This window comes from Kitasatospora sp. NPDC059160 (genome assembly GCF_042755465.1).
In the GTDB taxonomy this organism is placed as follows: domain Bacteria; phylum Actinomycetota; class Actinomycetes; order Streptomycetales; family Streptomycetaceae; genus Kitasatospora.
The window spans coordinates 1-20,544 of the sequence record NZ_JBHZCN010000120.1 but is presented as its reverse complement, the minus strand read 5'-3'; the positions used below and the strand labels follow the sequence as shown (position 1 = coordinate 20,544).

General features: G+C 75.6%; 18 protein-coding genes and 1 riboswitch. Of the genes, 7 read left to right on the top strand and 11 right to left on the bottom strand.

Going from position 1 to position 20,544, the window contains the following annotated elements:
• Positions 1 to 168 precede the first annotated feature (168 nt).
• On the top strand, positions 169 to 2,253 hold the full coding sequence (locus tag ACFXOZ_RS35765) for a DHA2 family efflux MFS transporter permease subunit (protein WP_380594077.1): 2,085 nt from the start codon (positions 169 to 171) through the stop codon (positions 2,251 to 2,253).
• 27 nt (positions 2,254 to 2,280) lie between these two features.
• Here ACFXOZ_RS35765 and ACFXOZ_RS35760 read toward each other — a convergent pair whose 3' ends face one another.
• On the bottom strand, positions 2,281 to 2,757 hold the full coding sequence (locus tag ACFXOZ_RS35760) for a MarR family winged helix-turn-helix transcriptional regulator (RefSeq protein WP_375887905.1): 477 nt from the start codon (positions 2,755 to 2,757) through the stop codon (positions 2,281 to 2,283).
• Positions 2,758 to 2,819: 62 nt separating this feature from the next.
• On the opposite strand from ACFXOZ_RS35760, the gene ACFXOZ_RS35755 reads away from it, so the two are divergent.
• A complete protein-coding gene (locus ACFXOZ_RS35755) occupies positions 2,820 to 3,230 on the top strand; it encodes a cupin domain-containing protein (protein WP_375887907.1) in 411 nt (136 codons plus the stop codon).
• A 153-nt stretch (positions 3,231 to 3,383) separates the two neighbouring features.
• Positions 3,384 to 3,710, top strand: coding sequence for an antibiotic biosynthesis monooxygenase (locus ACFXOZ_RS35750; protein WP_188303748.1), 327 nt, complete (start codon positions 3,384 to 3,386; stop codon positions 3,708 to 3,710).
• A 131-nt stretch (positions 3,711 to 3,841) separates the two neighbouring features.
• On the opposite strand, the gene ACFXOZ_RS35745 is transcribed toward ACFXOZ_RS35750, so the two are convergent.
• The 3 genes from ACFXOZ_RS35745 to ACFXOZ_RS35735 all read right to left on the bottom strand — a co-directional run bounded on the left by ACFXOZ_RS35745 (position 3,842) and on the right by ACFXOZ_RS35735 (position 9,144).
• Complete coding sequence (locus tag ACFXOZ_RS35745; protein WP_380594075.1) at positions 3,842 to 4,720, bottom strand: LysR family transcriptional regulator; 879 nt, start codon at positions 4,718 to 4,720, stop codon at positions 3,842 to 3,844.
• A gap of 183 nt (positions 4,721 to 4,903) precedes the next feature.
• Positions 4,904 to 7,750: a glycoside hydrolase family 3 C-terminal domain-containing protein gene (locus tag ACFXOZ_RS35740; protein ID WP_380594073.1), complete on the bottom strand. Its 2,847-nt coding sequence runs from the start codon at positions 7,748 to 7,750 to the stop codon at positions 4,904 to 4,906.
• Positions 7,751 to 7,959: 209 nt separating this feature from the next.
• Positions 7,960 to 9,144, bottom strand: a complete 1,185-nt coding sequence (locus tag ACFXOZ_RS35735; protein WP_380529481.1) for a tetratricopeptide repeat protein — start codon at positions 9,142 to 9,144, stop codon at positions 7,960 to 7,962.
• Positions 9,145 to 9,276: 132 nt separating this feature from the next.
• Between ACFXOZ_RS35735 and ACFXOZ_RS35730 the strand changes: the two genes are divergently transcribed.
• Complete coding sequence (locus ACFXOZ_RS35730) at positions 9,277 to 9,738, top strand: hypothetical protein (RefSeq protein WP_380594071.1); 462 nt, start codon at positions 9,277 to 9,279, stop codon at positions 9,736 to 9,738.
• A 25-nt stretch (positions 9,739 to 9,763) separates the two neighbouring features.
• Here ACFXOZ_RS35730 and ACFXOZ_RS35725 read toward each other — a convergent pair whose 3' ends face one another.
• The 7 genes from ACFXOZ_RS35725 to ACFXOZ_RS35695 all read right to left on the bottom strand — a co-directional run bounded on the left by ACFXOZ_RS35725 (position 9,764) and on the right by ACFXOZ_RS35695 (position 16,930).
• Complete coding sequence (locus tag ACFXOZ_RS35725; protein WP_380594069.1) at positions 9,764 to 10,393, bottom strand: hypothetical protein; 630 nt, start codon at positions 10,391 to 10,393, stop codon at positions 9,764 to 9,766.
• A 37-nt stretch (positions 10,394 to 10,430) separates the two neighbouring features.
• Complete coding sequence (locus ACFXOZ_RS35720) at positions 10,431 to 11,267, bottom strand: ECF transporter S component (protein ID WP_380529475.1); 837 nt, start codon at positions 11,265 to 11,267, stop codon at positions 10,431 to 10,433.
• Complete coding sequence (locus ACFXOZ_RS35715; RefSeq protein ID WP_380594067.1) at positions 11,264 to 12,865, bottom strand: ABC transporter ATP-binding protein; 1,602 nt, start codon at positions 12,863 to 12,865, stop codon at positions 11,264 to 11,266. Before ACFXOZ_RS35715 ends, ACFXOZ_RS35720 begins: the two co-directional genes overlap by 4 nt.
• A complete protein-coding gene (locus ACFXOZ_RS35710; protein WP_380594065.1) occupies positions 12,862 to 13,977 on the bottom strand; it encodes an energy-coupling factor transporter transmembrane component T in 1,116 nt (371 codons plus the stop codon). The genes ACFXOZ_RS35715 and ACFXOZ_RS35710 overlap by 4 nt, the downstream gene beginning before the upstream one ends.
• 43 nt (positions 13,978 to 14,020) lie before the next feature.
• A complete protein-coding gene (locus ACFXOZ_RS35705; protein WP_380594063.1) occupies positions 14,021 to 14,722 on the bottom strand; it encodes an SCO2322 family protein in 702 nt (233 codons plus the stop codon).
• Positions 14,722 to 15,978, bottom strand: coding sequence for a prenyltransferase/squalene oxidase repeat-containing protein (locus ACFXOZ_RS35700; protein WP_375887931.1), 1,257 nt, complete (start codon positions 15,976 to 15,978; stop codon positions 14,722 to 14,724). The genes ACFXOZ_RS35705 and ACFXOZ_RS35700 overlap by 1 nt, the downstream gene beginning before the upstream one ends.
• Positions 15,979 to 16,088: 110 nt before the next feature.
• Positions 16,089 to 16,170: riboswitch (cobalamin riboswitch) on the bottom strand.
• Between the two features lie 139 nt (positions 16,171 to 16,309).
• On the bottom strand, positions 16,310 to 16,930 hold the full coding sequence (locus ACFXOZ_RS35695) for a TetR family transcriptional regulator (protein WP_380529467.1): 621 nt from the start codon (positions 16,928 to 16,930) through the stop codon (positions 16,310 to 16,312).
• A 262-nt stretch (positions 16,931 to 17,192) separates the two neighbouring features.
• Here ACFXOZ_RS35695 and ACFXOZ_RS35690 point away from each other — a divergent pair, with 262 nt between their 5' ends.
• From ACFXOZ_RS35690 to ACFXOZ_RS35680, 3 genes are all read left to right on the top strand, one after another.
• Positions 17,193 to 18,503, top strand: a complete 1,311-nt coding sequence (locus ACFXOZ_RS35690) for a glycosyltransferase family 4 protein (RefSeq protein WP_380594061.1) — start codon at positions 17,193 to 17,195, stop codon at positions 18,501 to 18,503.
• 98 nt (positions 18,504 to 18,601) lie between these two features.
• Positions 18,602 to 19,354 carry a class I SAM-dependent methyltransferase gene (locus ACFXOZ_RS35685; RefSeq protein WP_375887939.1) on the top strand — a complete coding sequence of 251 codons (753 nt, stop codon included), beginning with the start codon at positions 18,602 to 18,604 and terminating at the stop codon, positions 19,352 to 19,354.
• Positions 19,351 to 20,412 (top strand): prenyltransferase, encoded by a 1,062-nt coding sequence (locus ACFXOZ_RS35680; RefSeq protein ID WP_380594059.1) that lies wholly within the window; start codon positions 19,351 to 19,353, stop codon positions 20,410 to 20,412. Before ACFXOZ_RS35685 ends, ACFXOZ_RS35680 begins: the two co-directional genes overlap by 4 nt.
• Positions 20,413 to 20,544 lie beyond the last annotated feature (132 nt).

Here is a 20,544-nt window from a genome sequence, read left to right as displayed (position 1 = left end):
ACCGCCGGAACGCCCACGACGGGTCCGGTGCTTACGTTCGGCTCAACCCGGCGGAGCATAACGGGACATATCTGCCAGCATGGGGAACGGGGAGTGATCATCCACCTGGGCGTCCGGTCGTCCGGCCCCGCGACCCGACGGAGAGGCCATGCCGCCTGTGGAGACGTCATGACGGAGCCGCGCGCCGCGAGCGGGCGGAGCCCGGCGCACCCGCCCGGCCCGCCCGGCCCGCCCGAGGTCACCGCCGCCAACCTCTGGGTGCCGATCGGGGCCCTGCTGCTGGCGATGCTGCTCGCCGCCCTCGACCAGACCATCGTCTCCACCGCGCTGCCCACCATCGTCAGCGACCTCGGCGGCCTGGACCACCTCTCCTGGGTGGTCACCGCCTACCTGCTGGCCTCCACCGCCGCCACCCCGCTCTGGGGCAAGCTCGGCGACATGTACGGCCGGAAGCGGTTCTTCCAGGCCTCCATCGTGATCTTCCTGATCGGCTCGGTGCTCTGCGGAATCGCCCAGAACATGGGCGAGTTGATCGCCTTCCGCGCTCTCCAGGGCCTCGGCGGCGGCGGCCTGATGGTGCTCTCCCAGGCGATCGTCGGCGACCTCGTCGCCCCCCGGGACCGCGGCAGGTACCAGGGCCTCTTCGGCGCCGTCTTCGGCGTCACCAGCGTCCTCGGGCCGCTGCTCGGCGGGCTGTTCGTCGACCACCTCAGCTGGCGCTGGGTGTTCTACGTCAACCTGCCGATCGGCGCGGTCGCCCTGGTGGTGATCGCGGCGGTGCTGCACGGCACGGAGGCCCGGCGCGAGCACCGGATCGACTACCTCGGCACCGCGCTGATCGCCGCCGTCGCCACCTGCCTGGTGCTGATGACCTCGCTCGGCGGCACCACCTGGGCCTGGAGCTCCTGGCAGGTCGTCGGCCTGGGCGTGCTCGGACTGGCGCTGCTGCTCGTCTTCGTCCAGGTGGAGCGCTCGGCCGCCGAGCCCGTCCTGCCGCTGCGGCTGTTCCGCTCACGGACGTTCAGCCTGGTCGCGGTGATCTCCTTCGTGGTCGGCTTCGCGATGTTCGGCGCCCTCACCTACCTGCCGACCTTCCTCCAGGTGGTCCAGCAGGTCTCGCCCACCATGTCCGGCATCCACATGCTGCCGATGGTCCTCGGGATGCTGCTCACCTCGATCGGCTCCGGCCAGATCGTCGCCCGCACCGGCCACTACCGGGCCTTCCCGATCGCCGGGACGGCCGTCACCACGGTCGGCCTGCTGCTGCTCTCCCGGCTCGACGAGCACAGCGGCACCGCCGAGATGAGCCTCTACTTCCTGGTCTTCGGCCTCGGGCTGGGCCTGGTGATGCAGGTACTGGTGCTGATCGTGCAGAACTCGGTCGGCTACCAGGACCTCGGGGTGGCCACCGCCGGCGCCACCTTCTTCCGCTCCATCGGCGCCTCCTTCGGCGTCTCCATCTTCGGGACGGTCTTCGCCAGCGGCCTGCGCTCCCGGCTCGCCGACGCCCTGGCCGGGGAGCCGCTGCCGCCGGGCTTCCGGGTGGAGGCGATCACCGCCGACCCGCGCCTGATCACCCGGCTGCCCGCCGCCCTCCAGGCCGGCGTCCACCACGCCTACGCCGAGTCGATCACCCGGGTGTTCCTGTACGCGGTGCCCGTCGCGGCGGTCGCCTTCGTGCTGTCGCTGTTCCTGCGCGAGCAGAAGCTGCGCTCCACGGTGACCGCGCCCGACCTCAGCGAGTCGATCGGGATCAACCCGGTCGAGCGCTCCTCCCTGGACGAGATCGCCCGCGCGCTGTCCGTCCTGGGCACCCGGGAGGCCCGGCGCGACCTCTTCCGGCGGATCACCGCCACCGCCGGGCTCGACCTGCGGCCCGCCTCCAGCTGGCTCCTCCTGCAGATGCACCACCACGGTTCGGTGGAGCCCGCCGAACTGGCCGAGCGGCGGGTCGTCCCGGTCTCGGTCGTCGAGGAGGCCGTCCGGGAGGTGGAGGGCCGCGGCCTCGCCGCCCGCACCGGCGGCCTGCCGCTGCGGCTCACCGAGCCGGGGGAGGAGGCGGCGCTGCGGCTGGTCGCGGCCCGGCGCACCCAGCTCGCGGAACTGCTGGGGGACTGGGACGAGCGGCAGTACGAGGACCTCGCCGCACTCCTCACCCGGCTCAGCTCCACGCTCTGCGCCGACCGGCGGGACCGGCCGGATCCGCCGACCGGGCCGCAGCCGCCGTACCGGGGGGAGGGGCGGTCGTTCTAGCCGTCCCCAGCGCTGGTGCGGCGTTCCTCACGGGCTGCCGAACCAGCGCGGGGTGTCGAGCCGGAACGGGTCCCCGGGGGCGAGCAGCCGCAGACCGTCCTCGATCCGGCGGAGTTCCTCCTCGCCGAGGGCGGCGGACCACTCGGTGCGCAGTTCCTCGAAGATCCGCGCCGAGCGGACCAGGCAGTCCACGCCCCGCTCGGTGAGCCGGACCACCTTGCGGCGGGCGTCGGCCGGGTCGCTGCCGCGCTCGACGTAGCCGAGCTGTTCCAGGGTCTCGACGGTCTTGCCCGCGGCCTGCTTGGAGACGCCGAGCCGGCGGCCGAGTTCGACGGCGGTGGTGCCCCGGGGGCCGATCGCCTGGAAGACGAAGCCGTGCATCGGGCGCAGGTCCGGGTGCCCTTCGCGGGCGATCCGCTCGTGCAGTTCGTCGATGATCGTGCGGAAGGCCAGCAGCAGGCGCAGCGGCAGCTCGAAGCCGGGCGGGGCGGGTTCGCTTGACACGATAGACAACCTCATTGACCATATAGACAACGACATTGTCCATCTTAGGGGGTTCCTTCGCCATGCCCGTGATCCGCTCCGCCGACGCCCGTCGCACCGAGACCCCGAACGCCGTCATGACCACCCTCGCCTCACCCACCCAGGGTGCGACCGCCCTCGCCCAGTGGCGGGTCGAGATGCCCGCCGACCGGCAGGGCCCGCTGCACGCCATGGACACCGAGCAGATCTGGACCCTGCTGGCCGGCTCGGCCGAGGTCGACCTCGCGGGCGAGACCCTGACGGTCGCCGCCGGCGACACCCTCGCCCTCCCCGCCGACGTGCCCCGCCGCATCACCACCGCCGAGGGCTTCACCGCCCTCGTCGCCTCCCCGTCCCCCTCCCACGCCTACAACCCCGACGCCCGCACCCCCGAAGGCGCCTGCGCCCTCGCCCCGCGCGACGCCGACCGCCTCCTCCCGGCCTGGATCGCCTGAGCCGGAAGCCGGAGCCCCGCCCCCTGCCCCCGCCCCGCCCCGGCGGCCCCCGGGCCCGCAGCACCCGACCGGCGGGGTGTGAGGTGTAGCAGACTGCTCGGGAGCAACCGAGCCGACGGCCGTACGGGCCCCGGCGGATCAGTGAGGAGCGGCATGTCCGTCGTCAAGATCAACGTACTGACGGTGCCCGCCGAGCAGCGCGAGGTGCTGGAGCAGCGCTTCGCCTCGCGGGCCGGTGCGGTGGAGAACTCCGACGGCTTCGAGTGGTTCGAACTGCTGCGTCCGGTCGAGGGGACCGACCAGTACCTGGTCTACACCCGCTGGCGCAGCGAGGAGGACTTCAAGGCCTGGATGGAGGGCCCGATGCAGGCCGCCCACCGTGGCGGCGGTGAGGGCGGCGAGGCGCCGAAGCGGCCGGCTGCCTCCGGGTCCACGCTGTGGTCCTTCGAGGTCGTGCAGTCGGCGGGCCCGAAGGCCTGATTCGGCGGGCTGGTAGGAGGCGGACGGCGCCCCCCGGGGTTCCGGGGTGCGCCGTCCGGCGTTCGAGGGGCCGGGCGATACCGTCCGGGCCGACCGGGTGTGCGGTGAACGGGCTTGTGGTGTGGGGGAGTTCAGGCCGCGGCGGCGTACAGGGCCGCGCGCAGCCCGGGGACGGTCTCGCGGTCGGCGCGCCACACCAGGCGGAGGTGCAGGGGCGGGGGAGCGAGGGGGAGGCGGACGAGGGCGCCGGAGGCGAGGGGCTCCCGGACGGCGAAGTCGGGGAGCAGGGCGATGCCGAGGCCCTGTTCGGCGCAGGCGCGGGTGACGGCGACGCCGCCGCTGGGGACGCGTTCGACGGCGTGGCCGAGCAGGCGCTCGCCGGCCAGCCGGAAGGAGCAGGCCGGGGTGTTCACCAGCAGGCGTTGGCCGCGCAGGTCCTCGCGGGTGAGGGCGGCGGCGCCGCCGAGCGGGTGGGCGGGGGCGGCGACCAGGGCGAGCGGGACGTCCTGGAGGTCGAGGTGGTCGAGCGGGGCGGGCGGCAGGTAGAAGCCGAGGTCGCCGAGCGGTCCGGCGGTGTCCAGGATGAGGGCGGCCTCCAGTGCCCCGGCCGCGACGCCGCCGAGCAGCGCGTCCCGGGCGGTGTCGGTGTGCAGCGCGACGTCCAGGCCGGGGCGGCGTTCGGCGAGCCGGGCCAGCACGGCCGGGACGTGGGTCGCGGCTATCGTCTCCAGCGCGCCGAGCCGCAGCCGGGCGCGGTCGGCGACCACCTCGCGGCGGGCCTGTTCGGCCTGGTCGAGCAGTGTGCGCGCCCAGGGCAGCAGCCGCTCGCCGGCCGCGGTGAGCCTGGTTCCGTGCGGGGCGCGGTCGAACAGCTCGGTGTCCAGGCTGTGTTCGAGGGTGCGGATCTGCTCGGACACCGAGGAGGGGGCCAGGTCGAGCGCCACGGCCGCGGCGGTGACGGTGCGGTGGGTGGCCACGGCCTCGAAGACGCGCAACTGACGAAGTTCCACTGGTTTCTCCGGTTCCCCCGAACGCCCGCGTGCGGTGGCGGGCCCGCTCGGCCCGCTCGTGGTGCGTGCTGCGGCTCGTGTTGAGGTGTTCGCGATGATCCTGCCGGTGTTGCGGGACAGCGTACGGCGGCGTTCGGGCATTCCGAACGCCGCGTGCGCAATCACCGGTGGAGCGGGTACCGGTCAGGCGGGCGGTTTCCAGAGCTGGTTGGTGCCGCCGGTGCAGTCCCAGAGTTCGAGCCTGGTCCCGTCGGCGCTGCCGCCGCCCCGGGCGTCCAGGCAGCGGCGGGAGCCCGGGTTGAGCAGGGTGCCGTCCGGGCGCGGGTACCAGCTCTGGGCGGCGGTGCCGTTGCAGTCGTAGAGCTGGACGGGGGTGCCGGCGGCGGTGCTGCCGTTGGTGACGTCCAGGCACTTGCCGAGGGCGCGGAGCGAGCCGTCCTGGTGGACGGTCCAGTCCTGGGCGCCGGTGGAGTTGCAGCGGTAGAGCTGGACGGCGGTGCCGTTGACGGTGGACGCCCCGTCGACGTCCGTGCACTGCCCGTCGATGCCGGTCAGCGGCCCGCTGGGGCTGGGCGTGGTCCAGCGCTGTTTTGCGGTCGTCCCGCAGGGCTGCAGCAGCAGTCGGCCGTCCGCGCCGCTCAGGCAGCGGCCGGTCGACGGGTTCAGCAGCGAGGAGTCCGGGCCCCTGCGCCATTCCTGGTCGGCGGTCCGGGTGCAGTCCCGCAGGAGCACGGCGGCGCCGTCGGCGGAGCCGGCCGGGGTGAGGCAGCCGTCCAGGACGCCGATGCTGCCGTCCGAGCCGACGGTGGTGTCCTGGGCGGCCACGCCCGAGCAGTCCGTCGCCTCCAGCGGCCGGCCGGCGTCCCCGGCGGCGGCCGAGGCGTCCAGGCAGGCGCCGTCGGAGCCGGTGATCCGCCCGGACCAGGTGGAGACGGCGGGGGACGCGGGGGCGTCGACGCCGCCCCGCAGTCGGGGTGCGCGGGAGGACGAGCCGACGGTGAGGCCGTACCGACCGCCGGGGACGCCCCAGCCGTGCACGCCCTCGTCCCAGACGGCGAAGGCGGAGCGGTCCAGCAGCAGGTCCACGTGGGTCGAGGCGCCGGGCGCCAGGGTGACCTTGTCGAAGGCCTTCAGCTGCTGCGGGGGTTCGCCGGCCGCGGCCGGGAAGGTCAGGTACAGCTGGGGCACCTCGGTGCCGGTCCGGCGGCCCCGGTTGGCGACGTCGAAGCCGACCCGGACCCGGCCGGCCTGGTCGGGGCCGGTCACGGTGAGGCCGCCGTAGTCGAAGGTGGTGTACGAGAGGCCGTGGCCGAAGGGGAACAGCGGGGCGGTGCCGCTCGCGTCGTACCAGCGGTAGCCGACGCCGAGGCGCTCGGTGTAGTGGTAGGTGCCGTCCGTGCCCGGGTACTGGGCGGCGTCCCGGATCGGGGTGGCGTCGGCGGAGGTCGGGAAGGTGACGGGCAGTCGCCCGGCCGGGTCGACGTCGCCGAACAGCACGTCGGCGAGCGCGGCGCCGCTCTGCTCGCCCGGGTACCAGGCCTCGACCACGGCGGGTACCGCGTCCAGCCACGGCATGGTGACGGGGCCGCCGGTGTTCAGCACCACCACGGTGCGCGGGTTGGCCCGGGCGACGGCCCGGATCAGCGCGTCGTCCGCCGCGGTGAGGTTCAGCGAGCCGCGGTCGGCGCCCTCGGTCTCCTGGTCGCCGACCACCACCACCGCGACGTCCGCCCCGGTGGCCGCCGCGGCCGCCGCGGCCGGGTCGTCGCCGGGGTCGTGGCGCACCTCCGTGTTCGGGCCGACCCGGGCCGCGATGCCCTGGCGGGGCGTCACCGTGTGCTCGGCGTACGGGGTGACGTGCGAGGAGCCGCCGCCACCGGTGTAGGCGCGGTCCGCCCAGGGGCCGATCACGGCGACGGACTTGAGCCGGGCGGCGTCCAGCGGCAGGGCGGACCCCTCGTTGCGCAGCAGAACCGTTCCGGCGGCGGCGGCGGTCCGGGCGTCGCGCGCTCCGGCGGCCGGGTCGACCGGGGGCGCCTGGGCGCCGTCGAGCGCTCCCGTGCGCGCCATCAGCCGCAGTACCCGGCGGACCTGGTCGTCCAGCAGGGCCGGGGCGAGCCGGCCGTCCGCCGCGGCGGCGGGCAGGTCGGCGAAGTAGCTCGAACCGCCGAACTCCTGGTCCAGCCCGCCGGCGGCGGCGTTGACGGCGGAGTGGGTGGCCGGGTAGTCGGAGCCGACCACTCCGTCGAAGCCCCAGCGGCCCTTGAGCACGTCGCGCAGCAGCGGGAAGTTCTCGCACGCCCAGACGCCGTTCACCGGGTTGTAGCCGCACATCGCCGACCAGGCCCGGCCCTCCCGTACCGCCGCCCGGAAGGCGGGCAGCTCGATCTCGGCCAGGGTGCGCTCGTCCACGTCCGAGCCGTACGACTGGCGGTTGTCCTCCTGGTTGTTGGCCGCGAAGTGCTTGACCTGCGCGGCGACGCGCTGCGCCTGGATGCCGCGCACCTCGGCGGTGGCGAGCCGCCCGGCGAGGTACGGGTCCTCGCCCAGCGTCTCGAAGTTCCGCCCGCCCTGAGGGGTCCGGACGATGTTCACCATGGGCGCGTACAGCACCTGGTAGCCGCGCGCCCGGGTCTCCCGGCCCAGCACGTCGCCGTACCGGGTGGCCAGCGCCGGGTCGAAGGCGGCGGCCAGCGCGACGGGTGCGGGCAGCGCGGTCGCCGGGCGGCCGTCCCGGACGCCGGCCGGGCCGTCCGTCAGCAGCAGCGGAGGGATGCCGAGCCGGGGCACGCCCGCGACGTAGCCGACGGAGTCCACCCCGGCGGGGGCGTCCCGGCCGCGCAGCAGGGTGACCTTCTCGTCGGTGGTCAGCTGGGCGAGGAGGCTCTCGATCCGCTGCTCCGGCGATCCGGGCCCGTCCTTCGGGCGCTCGCCCGGCGCGGCCGCGGCGTTGCCGGCCGTGGCGGCGGCCAGCAGGCAGCCACCGAGGCCGAGCCGGAGGATTCGCATCCGCAGGGAGGGACGTCGCATGGCAACCACCACCGATCGACGGAGTCGTGGACGGCCGGGCGGGCCTAAAAAGTGACGATCCGTCAAATCTACGGTGGTTCGGCCCCGTACGGCAGGTGGCGCGCCGGGGCGTGTCGGGTATGTCCGGTGCGCGCGCCGGGCGGTGCGCGCGCCGCCGCCCGCCCCCCCGGGGGGCGGGCGGCGGTGTCGCGGCGGGGGCTGGGGCGGGGTCAGCCCAGTTCGGCCAGGGCCTGCTGCGCCGCCCGCGTCCTCGGGTGGCCCTCGCCGAAGTGCTCCTGCCAAGCGGCGGCGTTGGTCCGGAGGACCTCGCGGGCCTCCGGCAGGCGGCCCTGGGCGGCGAGGACCCGGCCCCGGAGCGTGCCGACCTCCAGGGCGCGGTGGTGGTTCGGCCCGAGCGTGCGCCGGCAGAGCTCCGAGGACTTCTCCAGGGACGGCGCCGCGTCCTGCCCCAGCCCGAGCAGGGTGACCGCCGCGACGAGGTGGAGCGCGGCCTCCAGTTCCTCCTCGCCGACGGGGTCCGGCGTGGTGTGTTCGAGCGCGGGGCGGAGCGCCGACAGCGCTTCGTCGTGGCGGCCCTGCGCGTTCAGGGCGCGGGCCAGGCCGAGCCGGGCGGTGAGGAGGAAGCGGGCGTCCAGGCCCGCGATGCCCGCCGCGTGTCCGACGGCGGTGCGGGCCTCGGCCTCGGCCTCGACCGCCCGGCCGCGGGCCGTCAGCGAGAGCACCAGGGCGTTCCGCGCGGCCATCCCGAGCAGCACGCCACCGGGACCGCCCGAGGCCGCGACGTCCATCAGCGCCCGGGCCTGCGCCTCGGCCTCCTGGAAGCGGCCCAGGTAGACGAGTGCCTGGGTCCGGTCGGACCGGGCCTTGAGCGCCTGGGGACTGCCCCCGCCCGCGGTGGCGGTGGCGGCCGCCTCCAGCTCCGTCCAGCGCGTGACCGCCTCGGCGTGGCGGCCGAGCGTGCTGAGTGCCGCGGCCTCGATCGCCAGCGCGGCGCGGGTGTACTCGACGTCGGCCCGACCGGTGAGTTCCAGGAGGAGGGCCGCCTCGGCCCGCGCCTCCTCGGCCCGTCCCGTCCGCACCTGGACCTGGGCGAGCCCCAGCCGGGCCCAGCGGACGAGCTCGCCCCGGGCGGTCGGGTCGGGCGCCAGCCGCAGCACCTCGCGCAGCTCGGCCTCCGCCTCGGCATGACGCTGGAGGCCGCCGAGTGCGCGCGCCCACACCACCCGGCTCGCCAGGGTGGTGGCATCGTCCGGGCCGAAGACCTTCGAGCGGATGCGGACCGCCTCGCGCGCCACGGGCTCCGCGTCCCGCGCGCGCCCCCGGTTGAGCAGGCGGATGCCCTCCCGGTGCAGCTCCTGCGCCTTGGAGTCCCGCCAGTGCTGGATCAGTCCCACGTCGTACCCCCTCCGTCGATCACGACCGGGCGATGGTAGCGGGGCGCCGGGGCGTCGCCCCGGGGTGGTGCGGTCCTGGCCCCCCGGGCACCGCCCGCCGGGTCCCGCGAGGGGGTGGGTAGATTCTCGATCATGAGAACGACAACGGGGGACGGTCGGCCGGTGCGGGCGGCGCTCGACCGCCTGGGATCGGCAGACCCGACGGCGGAGCGCTCCCGCACGCTCCTGGGCGGGGCGCTGATCGCCGTCTCGGTCCTGCTCTTCGCCTGGATCCTGGTCCTCGGGTCGGCCACCCGAGGGCAGGCCGAGGTCAGGAACTGGTCCACGGTGTGGATCGGCATGGACGTCCTCCAGGTCGCCGGCCTGATCGCCACCGCCAGGCTGCTCGTCCGGCGCTCACGCCTGACCGCCCTGGCCGCCGCCGCAGCCGCCACCCTGCTCCTCCTCGACGCCTGGTTCGACGTGATGACCGCCGAGGGCGGCGGCGCCTGGTACACCGCCCTCGCGATGGCGTTCCTCGTCGAACTCCCGGCCGCGCTCGGGCTCGCCGCCCTGGCCCGGTCCGCCCTGGACTGGGGAGTCCCGGACCGCTGAGTGCCACCGGCGCAGGCCGGGAGGACTACCAGGTGAAGAAGTCGACCAGTTCCTCGGCGGGCGGCAGCGGCGCCGCCGCCGGGAGGGGGCGGATCTGGACGAAGGCGTGCTCGAACTGGGAGTACGAGAAGGGGTCCAGGCCCGGGGCCACCACCAGGGCGTTGTCGCCGCGGCGCCAGACGCGGTAGCGCCGGACGCTGCCGGAGTGCGGTCGCCGTTCGTGGCTGACGTCGTGGTCGGGCGGGCCGAGCAGGGTGGTGAACCGGGCGGCGACGGCGTCCAGTTGCTCGGTGAAGGTGTCGGTCTCCTGGTCGGTGCTGCTCCGCCAGCCGGGGAGGGTGCCCCAGAAGTCCTCGGCCATCCCGCCGTCGGGGTGCACGTAGTACTCGTAGGCGAAGGGCAGGAAGAGGCAGTCGTCGCCGTACGCGAGGTGGCCCGCCGGTGTGCAGGCCTTCTCGTTCAGCTCGCCGAGGTGGTCGCCGGTGGAGTGCCAGCCGGCGTCGGTCATCGCGCGTTCGCCGACGTCGCCGTCCGTCCAGTCGAGGTCCGCCATCGCCACCAGCCGGGCGGCCAGTTCGGGGTCGACGGGGCAGTACGCGGTGATCCAGGGATCGTCGTCCTGGCCGGTGTCGTAGCCGGCGGATTCTGCGGACACTGGGGTGGACTCCCGTTCTGGCGGACGCTTCGAACGGTCACCCTAGCGGCGGCCGGAAGTCGACGGGGGCGTCGAAGGCCGCCCGGCGGGTGGTGCGGCGCAGGGCGCGCAGGACGGGGGTGCCGAGGGTGAGGCAGAGCACGACGGTGAGGGCGGCGCGCGGGAGGTCCCAGCCCAGGGAGGTGGTGAGGCAGTAGGCGGCGAAGCGGACCAGGTTGGCGGACAGCGGGTCGCCGGGGTGGAAGGAGATGGAGCCGGCCAGGCCGCCGATGTACGGCCAGCCCTGGAGGTTCATGATCGTGCCGTACAGGACGGCGGAGACGGCGCCGTACCCCGCGAGCAGCAGCAGTTCGAGGCGGCCGCGCAGCGCGGCCGGGCCGGGCAGCAGCCCCGCGCCGAGGCAGACCCAGCCCATGGCGAGCATCTGGAACGGCAGCCACGGTCCGACCCCGCCGGTGAGCAGTGCGGAGGCGAACATCGACAGCGAGCCGAGGACGAAGCCGAAGCCGGGGCCGAGGACCCGCCCCGACAGCACCATCAGGAAGAACATCGGCTCCAGGCCCGCCGTCCCCGCCCCCAGCGGCCGCAGCGCGGCGCCGGCCGCCGCCAGCACCCCCAGCAGGGCGACGGACTTGGCGTCCAGGCCCGGCGCCCCGCCGCCCGCCGTACGGCCTTCGGAGATCTGCGCGATGACGACGGCCAGCAGCAGCGGCAGCAGCAGGGCGAACAGCCACGGCGCGTCGGCGGAGTGGCCGACCAGGGCCGATCCGGTGGAGGCGAGCAGCGGCCAGCCGAAGGCCGTCACGCCGACCAGGGAGACCAGGGACAGTGCCGCGACGGAGCGGCGGCCGAGCGGTACGGGTCGGCTGCTCATGCGTTCAGTGCCTCCGCGACCTGCCGGACGGTGAGCCACGGTCCGGGCGCCAGCACCTTGGCGACCTGCGGCGCGAAGGCGGGGGAGGAGACCACCACCTCCGAGGTCGGGCCGTCGGCGACGATCTCGCCCTCGGCCAGGATCAGGGTGCGGTGGGCGAGTTCGGCGGCGAGCTCGACGTCGTGGGTGGCCAGCAGGACTGCGTGCCCCTCGGCCGCGAGCCCGCGCAGGATCTCGACCAGCCGGGCCTTGGCGGCGTAGTCCAGGCCGCGGGTCGGCTCGTCCAGGAGCAGCAGCGGGGGCCTGGCGGTGAGGACGACGGCGAGGGCGAGGGTGAGCCGCTGGCCCTCGGAGAGGTCCCGGGGGTGGGCGGTGCCGCCGATGCCGGGCAGCAGTCGCCCGACCAGGGTGCGGCAGGTGCCCGCGGCGGCCCCGGCGTCCGCGTCCGCGGCGGCGCACTCGGCGGCGACGCTCTCCCCGTAGAGCAGGTCGCGCGGGTCCTGGGGGACGAGGCCGACCTGCCGGATCAGTTCGGCGGGGCGGGTGCGGTGCGGGGTGCGGCCGCCGACGGTGACGTGGCCGGAGTCGGGGGCGTGCAGGCCGACCAGGCTGCCGAGCAGGGTGGACTTGCCGGCGCCGTTGCGGCCCATCAGGGCGGCGATCTCGCCGGGGCGCAGCGTCAGGTCGACCCCGCGCAGGGCCTGGACCGGGCCGCGCCGTACGGCCAGGCGGGCGCAGTCGGCGATCGGAGCGGCGTCGGGAACGGTGACGGCGCCGGGCGCGCGCCCGTCCAGGTCGGCGCGCAGCGCGGCGGCCTTGCGCCGGGCGTCCCGGACGGACAGCGGCAGCGGCCGCCAGCCGGCGAGCCGGCCGAGGCCGACCACCGGCGGGTGCACGGGGGAGTGCGCCATCACCTCGGCGGGTTCGCCCAGGACGGGCGGTTCGCCCGGGGTCAGCAGCAGCACCTGGTCGGCGTACTGGACGACCCGCTCCAGCCGGTGCTCGGCCATCAGCACGGTGGTGCCCAGGTCGTGCACCAGTCTTTGCAGCACGGCCAGCACCTCCTCGGCGGCGCCCGGGTCGAGTGCCGAGGTGGGCTCGTCCAGGACCAGGACGCGCGGGTGCACGGTGAGCACCGAGCCGATCGCGACGCGCTGCTGCTGGCCGCCGGAGAGCGAGCCCAGGGCGCGGTCGCGCAGGTCGGCGAGGCCGAGCAGGTCGAGGGTCTCCTCGACCCGGCGCCGCATCACGTCGCCGGGCAGGCCCAGCGACTCCATGCCGTAGGCGAGTTCGTCCTCGACGGTGTCGGTGACGAAGTGCGCCGCCGGGTCCTGGCCCACGGTGCCGACCAGGTCGGCGAGTTCGCGCGGCCGGTGTTCGCGGGTGTCCCGGCCGCCGACGGTGACCCGGCCGTGCAGCACCCCGCCGGTGAAGTGCGGCACCAGGCCGCTGACGGTGCCCAGCAGGGTGGACTTGCCGGAGCCCGAGGGGCCCACCAGCAGGCAGAGTTCGCCCTCGGGCACGGTGAGGTCGACGCCCGCCAGCGCCGGGGCGGCGGAGTCCGTGTACCGGACGGAGACCTGCTCGAAGGTGATCACGATGCCCTCCGGGGCGGGGTCGGGGCGGCGAAGGCCGGTACCAGGCCGAGGAGTACGGCCAGGACGGCGGCCAGCGGCAGCTCGGGGACGGTCGGCGGGACGACGGTGGGGGCGAAGGCGGCCGGATCCCGTGTCGCGAGGTAGCTGAACAGGGCGGCGGCGGCGACCCCGGACCCGGCGGTCAGCCACTCCGGCAGCGCCCACGGGTCGGGCCGGTAGCGGGATCTGACGGACCGTCGGTTGCCGAGCAGCAGTCCGGTGAAGGCGGCGGCCAGGCCCAGCAGCAGCACCGGCGGCGCCCAGCCGGCGCCCCCGGCGGTCAGCAGTCCGTACGCGGCCAGGCAGACCCCGAGCAGCCCGGCCAGGGTGAGCGCGGCCGTCACCCGGGCCAGTCGGCGCGGCACGTCGGCGGTGCGGCCGAAGCCGCGGGTGTCCATCGCCGCGGCCAGGGCGATCGAGCGCTCCAACGCGCCCTCCAGGACGGGGAGTCCGACGCTCAGCACGGCCGCGACGCCCTGGTCGCTGCGGCCGCGCAGGCGGCGGGCGGCGCGCAGCCGGCGTACGTCGGCGACCAGGTTCGGCGCGAAGGTCATCGCCACCACCACGGCCACGCCCGCCTCGTAGAGCGCGCCGGGCAGGGCGCGCAGCAGCCGGGCGGGGCTGGCCAGCGAGTTGGCGGCGCCGACGCAGACCAGCAGGGTGGCCAGCCGCAGCCCGTCGTACAGTGCCGCGAGCACGCCTTCGAGGGTGACCCGCCCGCCGATCCGCACCCCCTGCGCCCAGGCGGGGAGCGGGACTTCGGGCAGGCCGAACAGCGTGTGGGTGCCGGGGACGGGGGAGCCGAGCAGCACCGCGAAGGCCAGCCGGATGCCGAGCACCAGCAGTCCGAGGCGCAGGAACGCCCCGTACGAACGCGACCAGGGCGCGTCGCCGCGGCGCGCCGCGACCACGTACCCGGCGGTCGCGGCGAGCAGCGGCAGGAGCACCGGGTTGGTGGTGCGGGTCGCCGCCGCGCCGAGCCCGAGTGCCCACAACCACCAGGCCCCGGGGTGCAGTTGGCGCGGTCCGACGGGCGGGCGGGTGCTGCGGGTGCTGCGGGTGGTGCTGCTCACGGATCTGTCCTGGGAACGGGGTCGGGGCGTGTCACGGCACGCCTCAGGAGTGACGGCGGCGGCGCGCCTGCCAGACGGCGCCACCGGCGAGGACGGCGACCAGCGCGCCGCCGGCGGCCAGGCCGAGGTCCGGGCCGCTGCCGCTGTTGCCACTACTGCCGCCGTCGGCGCCGGCCTTGGGCTGGGCGGCGCCCGCGTCCACCTGGTCGCCGCAACCGGCCCCCGGGTAGCCGGCGATGGCGCACAGCATCCCGTTGGACTCGTAGCGCAGCGGCGGGGCGACGGCGGCCAGCACCTCGGCCGAGGTGGCGCGCGGTGCGACGCTCGCGCAGGCGGTCCGCGACCCGGGCGGCGCGGCGGCAGACGCTCCGGCGTCCTGGGCCGTGCCGAAGTCCAGCACCACGGCGACCCGCTTGCGGCCGTCCTGGGCGGGGGTGGCGGCGCAGATCCCGTCGAACCCGGACGCCGTGCGCGGCCGGGCGGCGTCCTGTCCGCCGTCCGGGCTGAGGGCGAACCGCCAGCCGTCCACCGAGCCGTCCGGCGGCACGGAGATCGCGGGCCCCTGCTGCTGGTACGTCCAGGCCCCGCCGTCGGCCCCGCGCCAGAACGACCAGTACCGGTACCCGGCGGCCTGCGCCGGGGTGGCGCAGGCCAGCAGGACCAGGGTGCCGAGCAGGGCGAGCAGCAGGGCGGCCGGTGCCCGCCGGGGGCCGCGGCCCCCGGCGACGTCACGCTGCGCCCGCATCAGAGCTTCGGGTTGCGCTTGCGCTGGAGGCTGAGCAGCAGCCCGCCGCCGACGCCGATCAGGAGGCCGACGATGATCAGCCAGAACTGCCCGATGCCGTCGCTCTTCTTCTTCGCCGGGGTGGCGGTGGTCGAGGCGGCCTCGGCCTTGGGCGCCGGGCCGAGGGCGGTGAGCTGGCCGGTGAGGGCGGCGTCGCCGCGGTGGGTGGCCTGGCCGACCAGCAGGAGGGTGGCGGTGGCGGCGGCGTCGGTGCCGTTCTTGGTCCAGGTGGCGCCCTGCCCCTCCAGCCAGTCGACGGCGTCGGTGGCCTCGTCGGGGTGGCCGCTCTGGACGAGGGCGAGGGCGGCCCAGGCGGTGGCGGTGTAGTCGGGCTTGGGCTCGGCGCCGGGGGTGGTGAGGGTGAGGTGCCCGTCGCCGGAGCCGAGCTGGGCGGCGAGGTAGGCGCTGACGGCCTCGCCGGCTTCGGCGTGCGGCACGGTGGCGGGCGCGGAGCCGTCGGCGCAGGCGAGGGGCTTGGCGGTGGCGTCGGCGTGCACCGAGGAGGCGACCGGCAGGTGCCCGCCGGCGGCGGCGAGGGCGGCCTGGGCGGTGGCGAGGGTGTTGGGGGCGAGGGTGCCGGCGGCCGGGTCGGGCTGGAAGGCGAAGGCGCCGCGCTGGTCGGCGGGGGCGGCGCAGCCGAGCTGGAAGCGGGCGAGGCCGTCGAAGGCGTTCTTCCCGGCGGCGCCGCCGGTGCCGGGCTTGGCGATGCTCGCCGGGTCGGTCCGGGCGGCGAACAGCGCGTTGACGACGAGGCCGGTGGAGTTGGCGTCGCCGGGGTTGCCGGGGTTGTAGGCCCAGCTGCCGTCGGCGTTCTGGTTGGCCTTGAGCCACTGGAGGCCCTTGTCGACGGCGGGCTGGTGCCCGCCGACGGCGACCAGGGCCTGGAGGGCGACGGCGGTGGCGTTGCTGTCCTCGGTCTTGGGGTCGCAGGCCGCGCCGGGGGCCCGGTAGGAGGGCCAGCCGCCGTCCTCGCACTGCTGTCCGGTGAGCCAGTCGACGGCGGAGTCGGCGGGGGTGACCTTGGCCGCCGTCAGCGCGGTGAGCGCGAGGGACTGCCGCCAGACGCCGTCGTACGTCGGGTCGCTCTTGCCGTACAGGCCGTCCGGGGTGGCGGCGGCCGTGGGCGACGGGCTGTCGGCGAGGGCCGGTCCGGCGGCGAGGCCGGCGAGCAGCGCGGCGGACAGGGCGGCGGCGCCCAGGCGGGCGGCGGTCAGCATGGTGCGGTGTGCCTTTCGGTGAGCGGTGGCGGGCCCCGGCGGGGGCCGTTCCGTAGTCCTCGACGGGTGCCGGGCGGGTGCGGGTGCCCGGCGCCGCTCGTCCCTCCCCGGGTGCCCCGGCTCGCCCGGGGCGCCGGGGGGCGCGGTCGGGCTCACGGTTGCGGGTCAGCGCCGGATTCGCACCGGCTTCCCCCGGGGGAGGAGCGGGATGGAGTTGTGCTGCCCGTCGACTCTAACCGCCGGGCCGCGGCGCGCGGGTCGGCCGGGGCGGCGCGGGGCTGGAACAGGTTCCAGTAATCGCCCCCGGTGGCCGTCCCGCCGGCCGGGGCGGTCAGGGCAGTGCGAGCAGCCGGGCCGCGGTGTGCAGGTCGGCCCGGACCTCGGCGATCGAGGCGCGCCCGGAGAGCCAGGCGACCAGGGCCGAGTGCCAGGTGTGCTCGATCACCCGGACGGCCGCGCGCTGGCCCTCGCTGGGCGGCCCGGACTGCCCGATCGCGTCCAGGATGAGCTGTCCGGTGGCGGCGCTGACCTGGTCCACCTCGGTGCCGACCGAGCGGTCCGCGAAGCTGAGCGCCCGGACCATCGCCTCGGCCAGCAGCGGCTCGCGCTGGAGCGCGTGGAAGGCCCGGGTGAGGGCGTCGGCGACCCGCAGGGCAGGCTCCGGCTCGGTCGGCGGGTGCCGCCGGATGTGCTCCTGGAGCCCCTGGAGCTGCTCCAGCATGACCGCGACCAGCAGGTGGACCTTGGACGGGAAGTACCGGTACAGCGTCCCGAGGGCGACCTGCGCGCTCTCCGCGACCTCCCGCATCTGCACCGCCTCGTACCCGCCGCGGGCGGCCAGCGCGGTGGCGGCGCGCAGGATGCGGCGGCGCCGCTCGGCCTGGCGCGCGGACAGCGGCGGCTCGCCCGGTGCGGGGGAGGCGGGGCTCACGGACGTGGTCGGCGACGGCAAGGGTGCTCCCGGGGGCGCGTGGGTGGCGGCGTGCTCCAGAAAGGTCGACCCGAAGGCGACCCGCGGTCGGTCGGGCCCGGCGTGGCGGGAATCACCAGCCCTGGCTCCTGAGCGAAAGCTACGGGCCGGTATCTTCGAGGTCTCTCATTGTTCACACGGTCGATGACGAGTTCCACAGCCACTGAAACCTGATCTACTTTAGCGACCGGTGCCACCGTTGGGCGCCGCTCGCACCGATAGCAGCCAGAGATGAGGGCCGAGGATGACCGCGCAGCCGCTGCGGATTGCCCTGCTGTCATACCGCGGGGACCCGTTCTGCGGCGGTCAGGGCGTGTACGTACGGCACCTCTCCCGGGAGCTGGCGCGGCTCGGCCACCACGTGGACGTGATCGGCGCCCAGCCCTACCCCGTGCTGGACGAGGTCGAGGGCCCCGGCTCGGTCCGCCTGGTCGAGCTGCCCAGCCTGGACCTCTACCGCGCCGACGACCCCTTCCGCACCCCCGCCCGCGGCGAGTTCCGCGGCCCGGTGGACGTGCTGGAGTTCGCCACCATGCGCACCGGCGGCTTCCCCGAACCGCTCACCTTCTCGCTGCGCGCCCGGCAGTACCTGGCCCGGCACAAGGGCCGCTACGACGTGGTGCACGACAACCAGACCCTCGGCTACGGCCTGCTCGGCCTGGCCCGGCACGGCTTCCCGCTGGTCACCACGATCCACCACCCGATCACCGTGGACCGGCAGTTGGAGCTGGACGCGGCCACCACCCGGGGCAAGCGGCTGTCGCTGCGCCGCTGGTACGCCTTCACCCGGATGCAGCGCCGGGTCGCGGCCCGGCTGGACCACGTGATCACCGTCTCCGGCACCTCGCAGCGCGAGATCGCCGAGCACCTGGGCGCCGCCCCCGGCGCGATCTCGGTGGTGCCGATCGGCGCCGACACCCGGCTCTGGTCGCCCTCGGCGCGGATCGAGCGGGTCCCGGGCCGGATCGTCACCACCTCCAGCGCGGACGTGCCGCTCAAGGGCCTGGTGTTCCTGGTCGAGGCGCTGGCCAAGGTCCGCACCGAGCGGGACGCCCACCTGGTGGTGGTCGGCAAGCCGCAGAAGGAGGACGGGCCGGTGGCCGAGGCGGTGCGCCGCTTCGGGCTGGCGGAGCACATCGAGTTCCGCACCGGGCTGAGCGACCGCGAGCTGGTCGACCTGTACCGCTCGGCGGAGGTCGCCTGCGTCCCGTCGCTGTACGAGGGCTTCTCGCTGCCCGCCGCCGAGGCGATGGCCACCGGCACCCCGCTGGTGGCGACCACCGGCGGGGCGATCCCCGAGGTGGCCGGGCCGGACGGCGGGACCAGCCTGGCGGTGCCGCCGGGGGACGCGGGCGCCCTGGCCGCCGCGCTCGGCCGGCTGCTGGACGACCCGGAGCTGCGCGCCGAGCTCGGCGCGGCCGGCCGCGAGCGGGTGCTGGCCCGGTTCACCTGGGAGCGGGCCGCCGAGCTGACCGCCGAGGCCTACCGCGCGGCGATCGCCACCGGCGTCGGCGCCCGGGCCCGCTCCGGGCCGGGCTGGCGGTACGTGCCCTGAGGGGCGGGCTCGTGAGCGAGCCGCTCCGGGGGTTGAGGCGAGTGTGACCTGACGAAGCGTCAAGAACGCTTGGTGGCAATAGAAATGGGAGCCCTGCAGTGCTGACCGTCGATTTCTCGCGCTTCCCGCTCGCCCCCGGCGACCGGGTGCTCGACCTGGGCTGCGGCGGGGGCCGGCACGCGTTCGAGTGCTACCGCCGCGGCGCCAACGTGATCGCCCTCGACCAGAACGCCGAGGAGATCGCCGAGGTCAAGAAGTGGTTCGCGGCGATGGAGCTGGCCGGCGAGGCCCCCGAGGGCGCGTCGGCGGTCGCGATGGAGGGCAACGCGCTGGCGCTGCCGTTCGAGGACGACTACTTCGACAAGATCATCATCTCCGAGGTGATGGAGCACATACCCGATGACAAGGGCGTGCTCAACGAGATGTTCCGGGTCCTCAAGCCGGGCGGCCTGATCGCCGTCACCGTGCCGCGCTGGCTGCCGGAGAAGATCTGCTGGGCGCTGTCCGACGAGTACCACGAGGTCGAGGGCGGCCACATCCGGATCTACCGGGGCGACGAGCTGCTCGGCAAGCTCAAGGACGCCGGCCTGGAGCCGTACGGCACCCACCACGCGCACGCCCTGCACTCGCCGTACTGGTGGATCAAGTGCGCGGTCGGCGTGGACAACGACAAGGCGCTGCCGGTCAAGGCCTACCACCAGCTGCTGGTCTGGGACATCGTCGGCACCCCGGTGATCAGCTCGATCACCAAGGCCGCCGAGAAGGCGCTCAACCCGCTCATCGGCAAGAGCTTCGTCGCCTACGCCTCCAAGCCGAACAAGGTCGAGCGCGCGCCGGGCGGGGCGGAGTGACCGCCGCCGTCCCCGAGGCGCTGCTGCTCGACGGGGTGCTGGACGCCGAGCAGGCGGCCGACACCGTGCGCAGCATCCTGGCCGAGCAGCGCCCCGACGGTGCCATCCCCTGGTTCGCGGGCCACCACCTCGACCCCTGGGACCACACCGAGGCCGCGATGGCCCTGGACACCGCCGGGGAGCACGCCGCCGCCGAGGCCGCCTACCGCTGGCTCGCCTCCCGGCAGAACCCCGACGGCTCCTGGTACGCCGCGTACACCGACGGCACGGTCACCGACCGGGCCAAGGAGAGCAACTTCTGCGCGTACATCGCGGTCGGGGTCTGGCACCACCACCTCAGCACCGGCGACGACGCCTTCCTGGAGTGGATCTGGCCGGTGGTCCGGCGGGCGCTGGACTTCATCGTCGGCCTGCGGCTGCCCGGCGGCCCGATCGCCTGGCGGGTCGGCGAGGACGGCGCGGCCACCGAGGAGGCGCTGCTGACCGGCTCGTCCAGCATCCTGCACGCGCTGCGCTGCGGGCTGGCCGTCGCCGACTACCTGGAGGAGCCGCAGCCCGACTGGGAGCTCGCGGCCGGCCGGCTGCGGCACGCCATCGCCCACCACCCCGAGCGGTTCCTCGACAAGGACCGCTACTCGATGGACTGGTACTACCCGGTGCTCGGCACCGGCCTGCGCGGCGACGCGGCGGTGGCGCGGATCGAGCGGGACTGGGAGCGCTTCGTCGTCCCCGGCCTCGGCGTGCGCTGCGTCAGCGACCGCCCGTGGGTGACCGGCGGCGAGAGCGCCGAACTGGCGCTCGCGCTCTGGGCGATCGGCCAGTCCGACCGCGCGGTGGACATCCTGCGCTGGATCCAGCGGCACCTGCGGCACGAGGACGGCTCGTACTGGACCGGGTACGTCTTCGAGGACGACGCGATCTGGCCCGAGGAGCGCACCACCTGGACGGCCGGGGCGCTGCTGCTCGCGGTCGCCGCGCTCGGCGGGGACCCGGCGACCGTCGCGGTCTTCGGCGGGGACCAGCTGCCCGCCGGGCTGGTGGTCCAGGACTGCTGCTGAGGGCCTCCCGGCCCCGGGGACACGGAAGGGGGGGGGCCCGGGGTACAGACCCCCCCCCACGCCCCCCCCCCCCCCCCCGGCGGCCCGCCCCCCCCCCCACCCCCCCCCCGACTCCCGCCCCGGCCGCCCCCA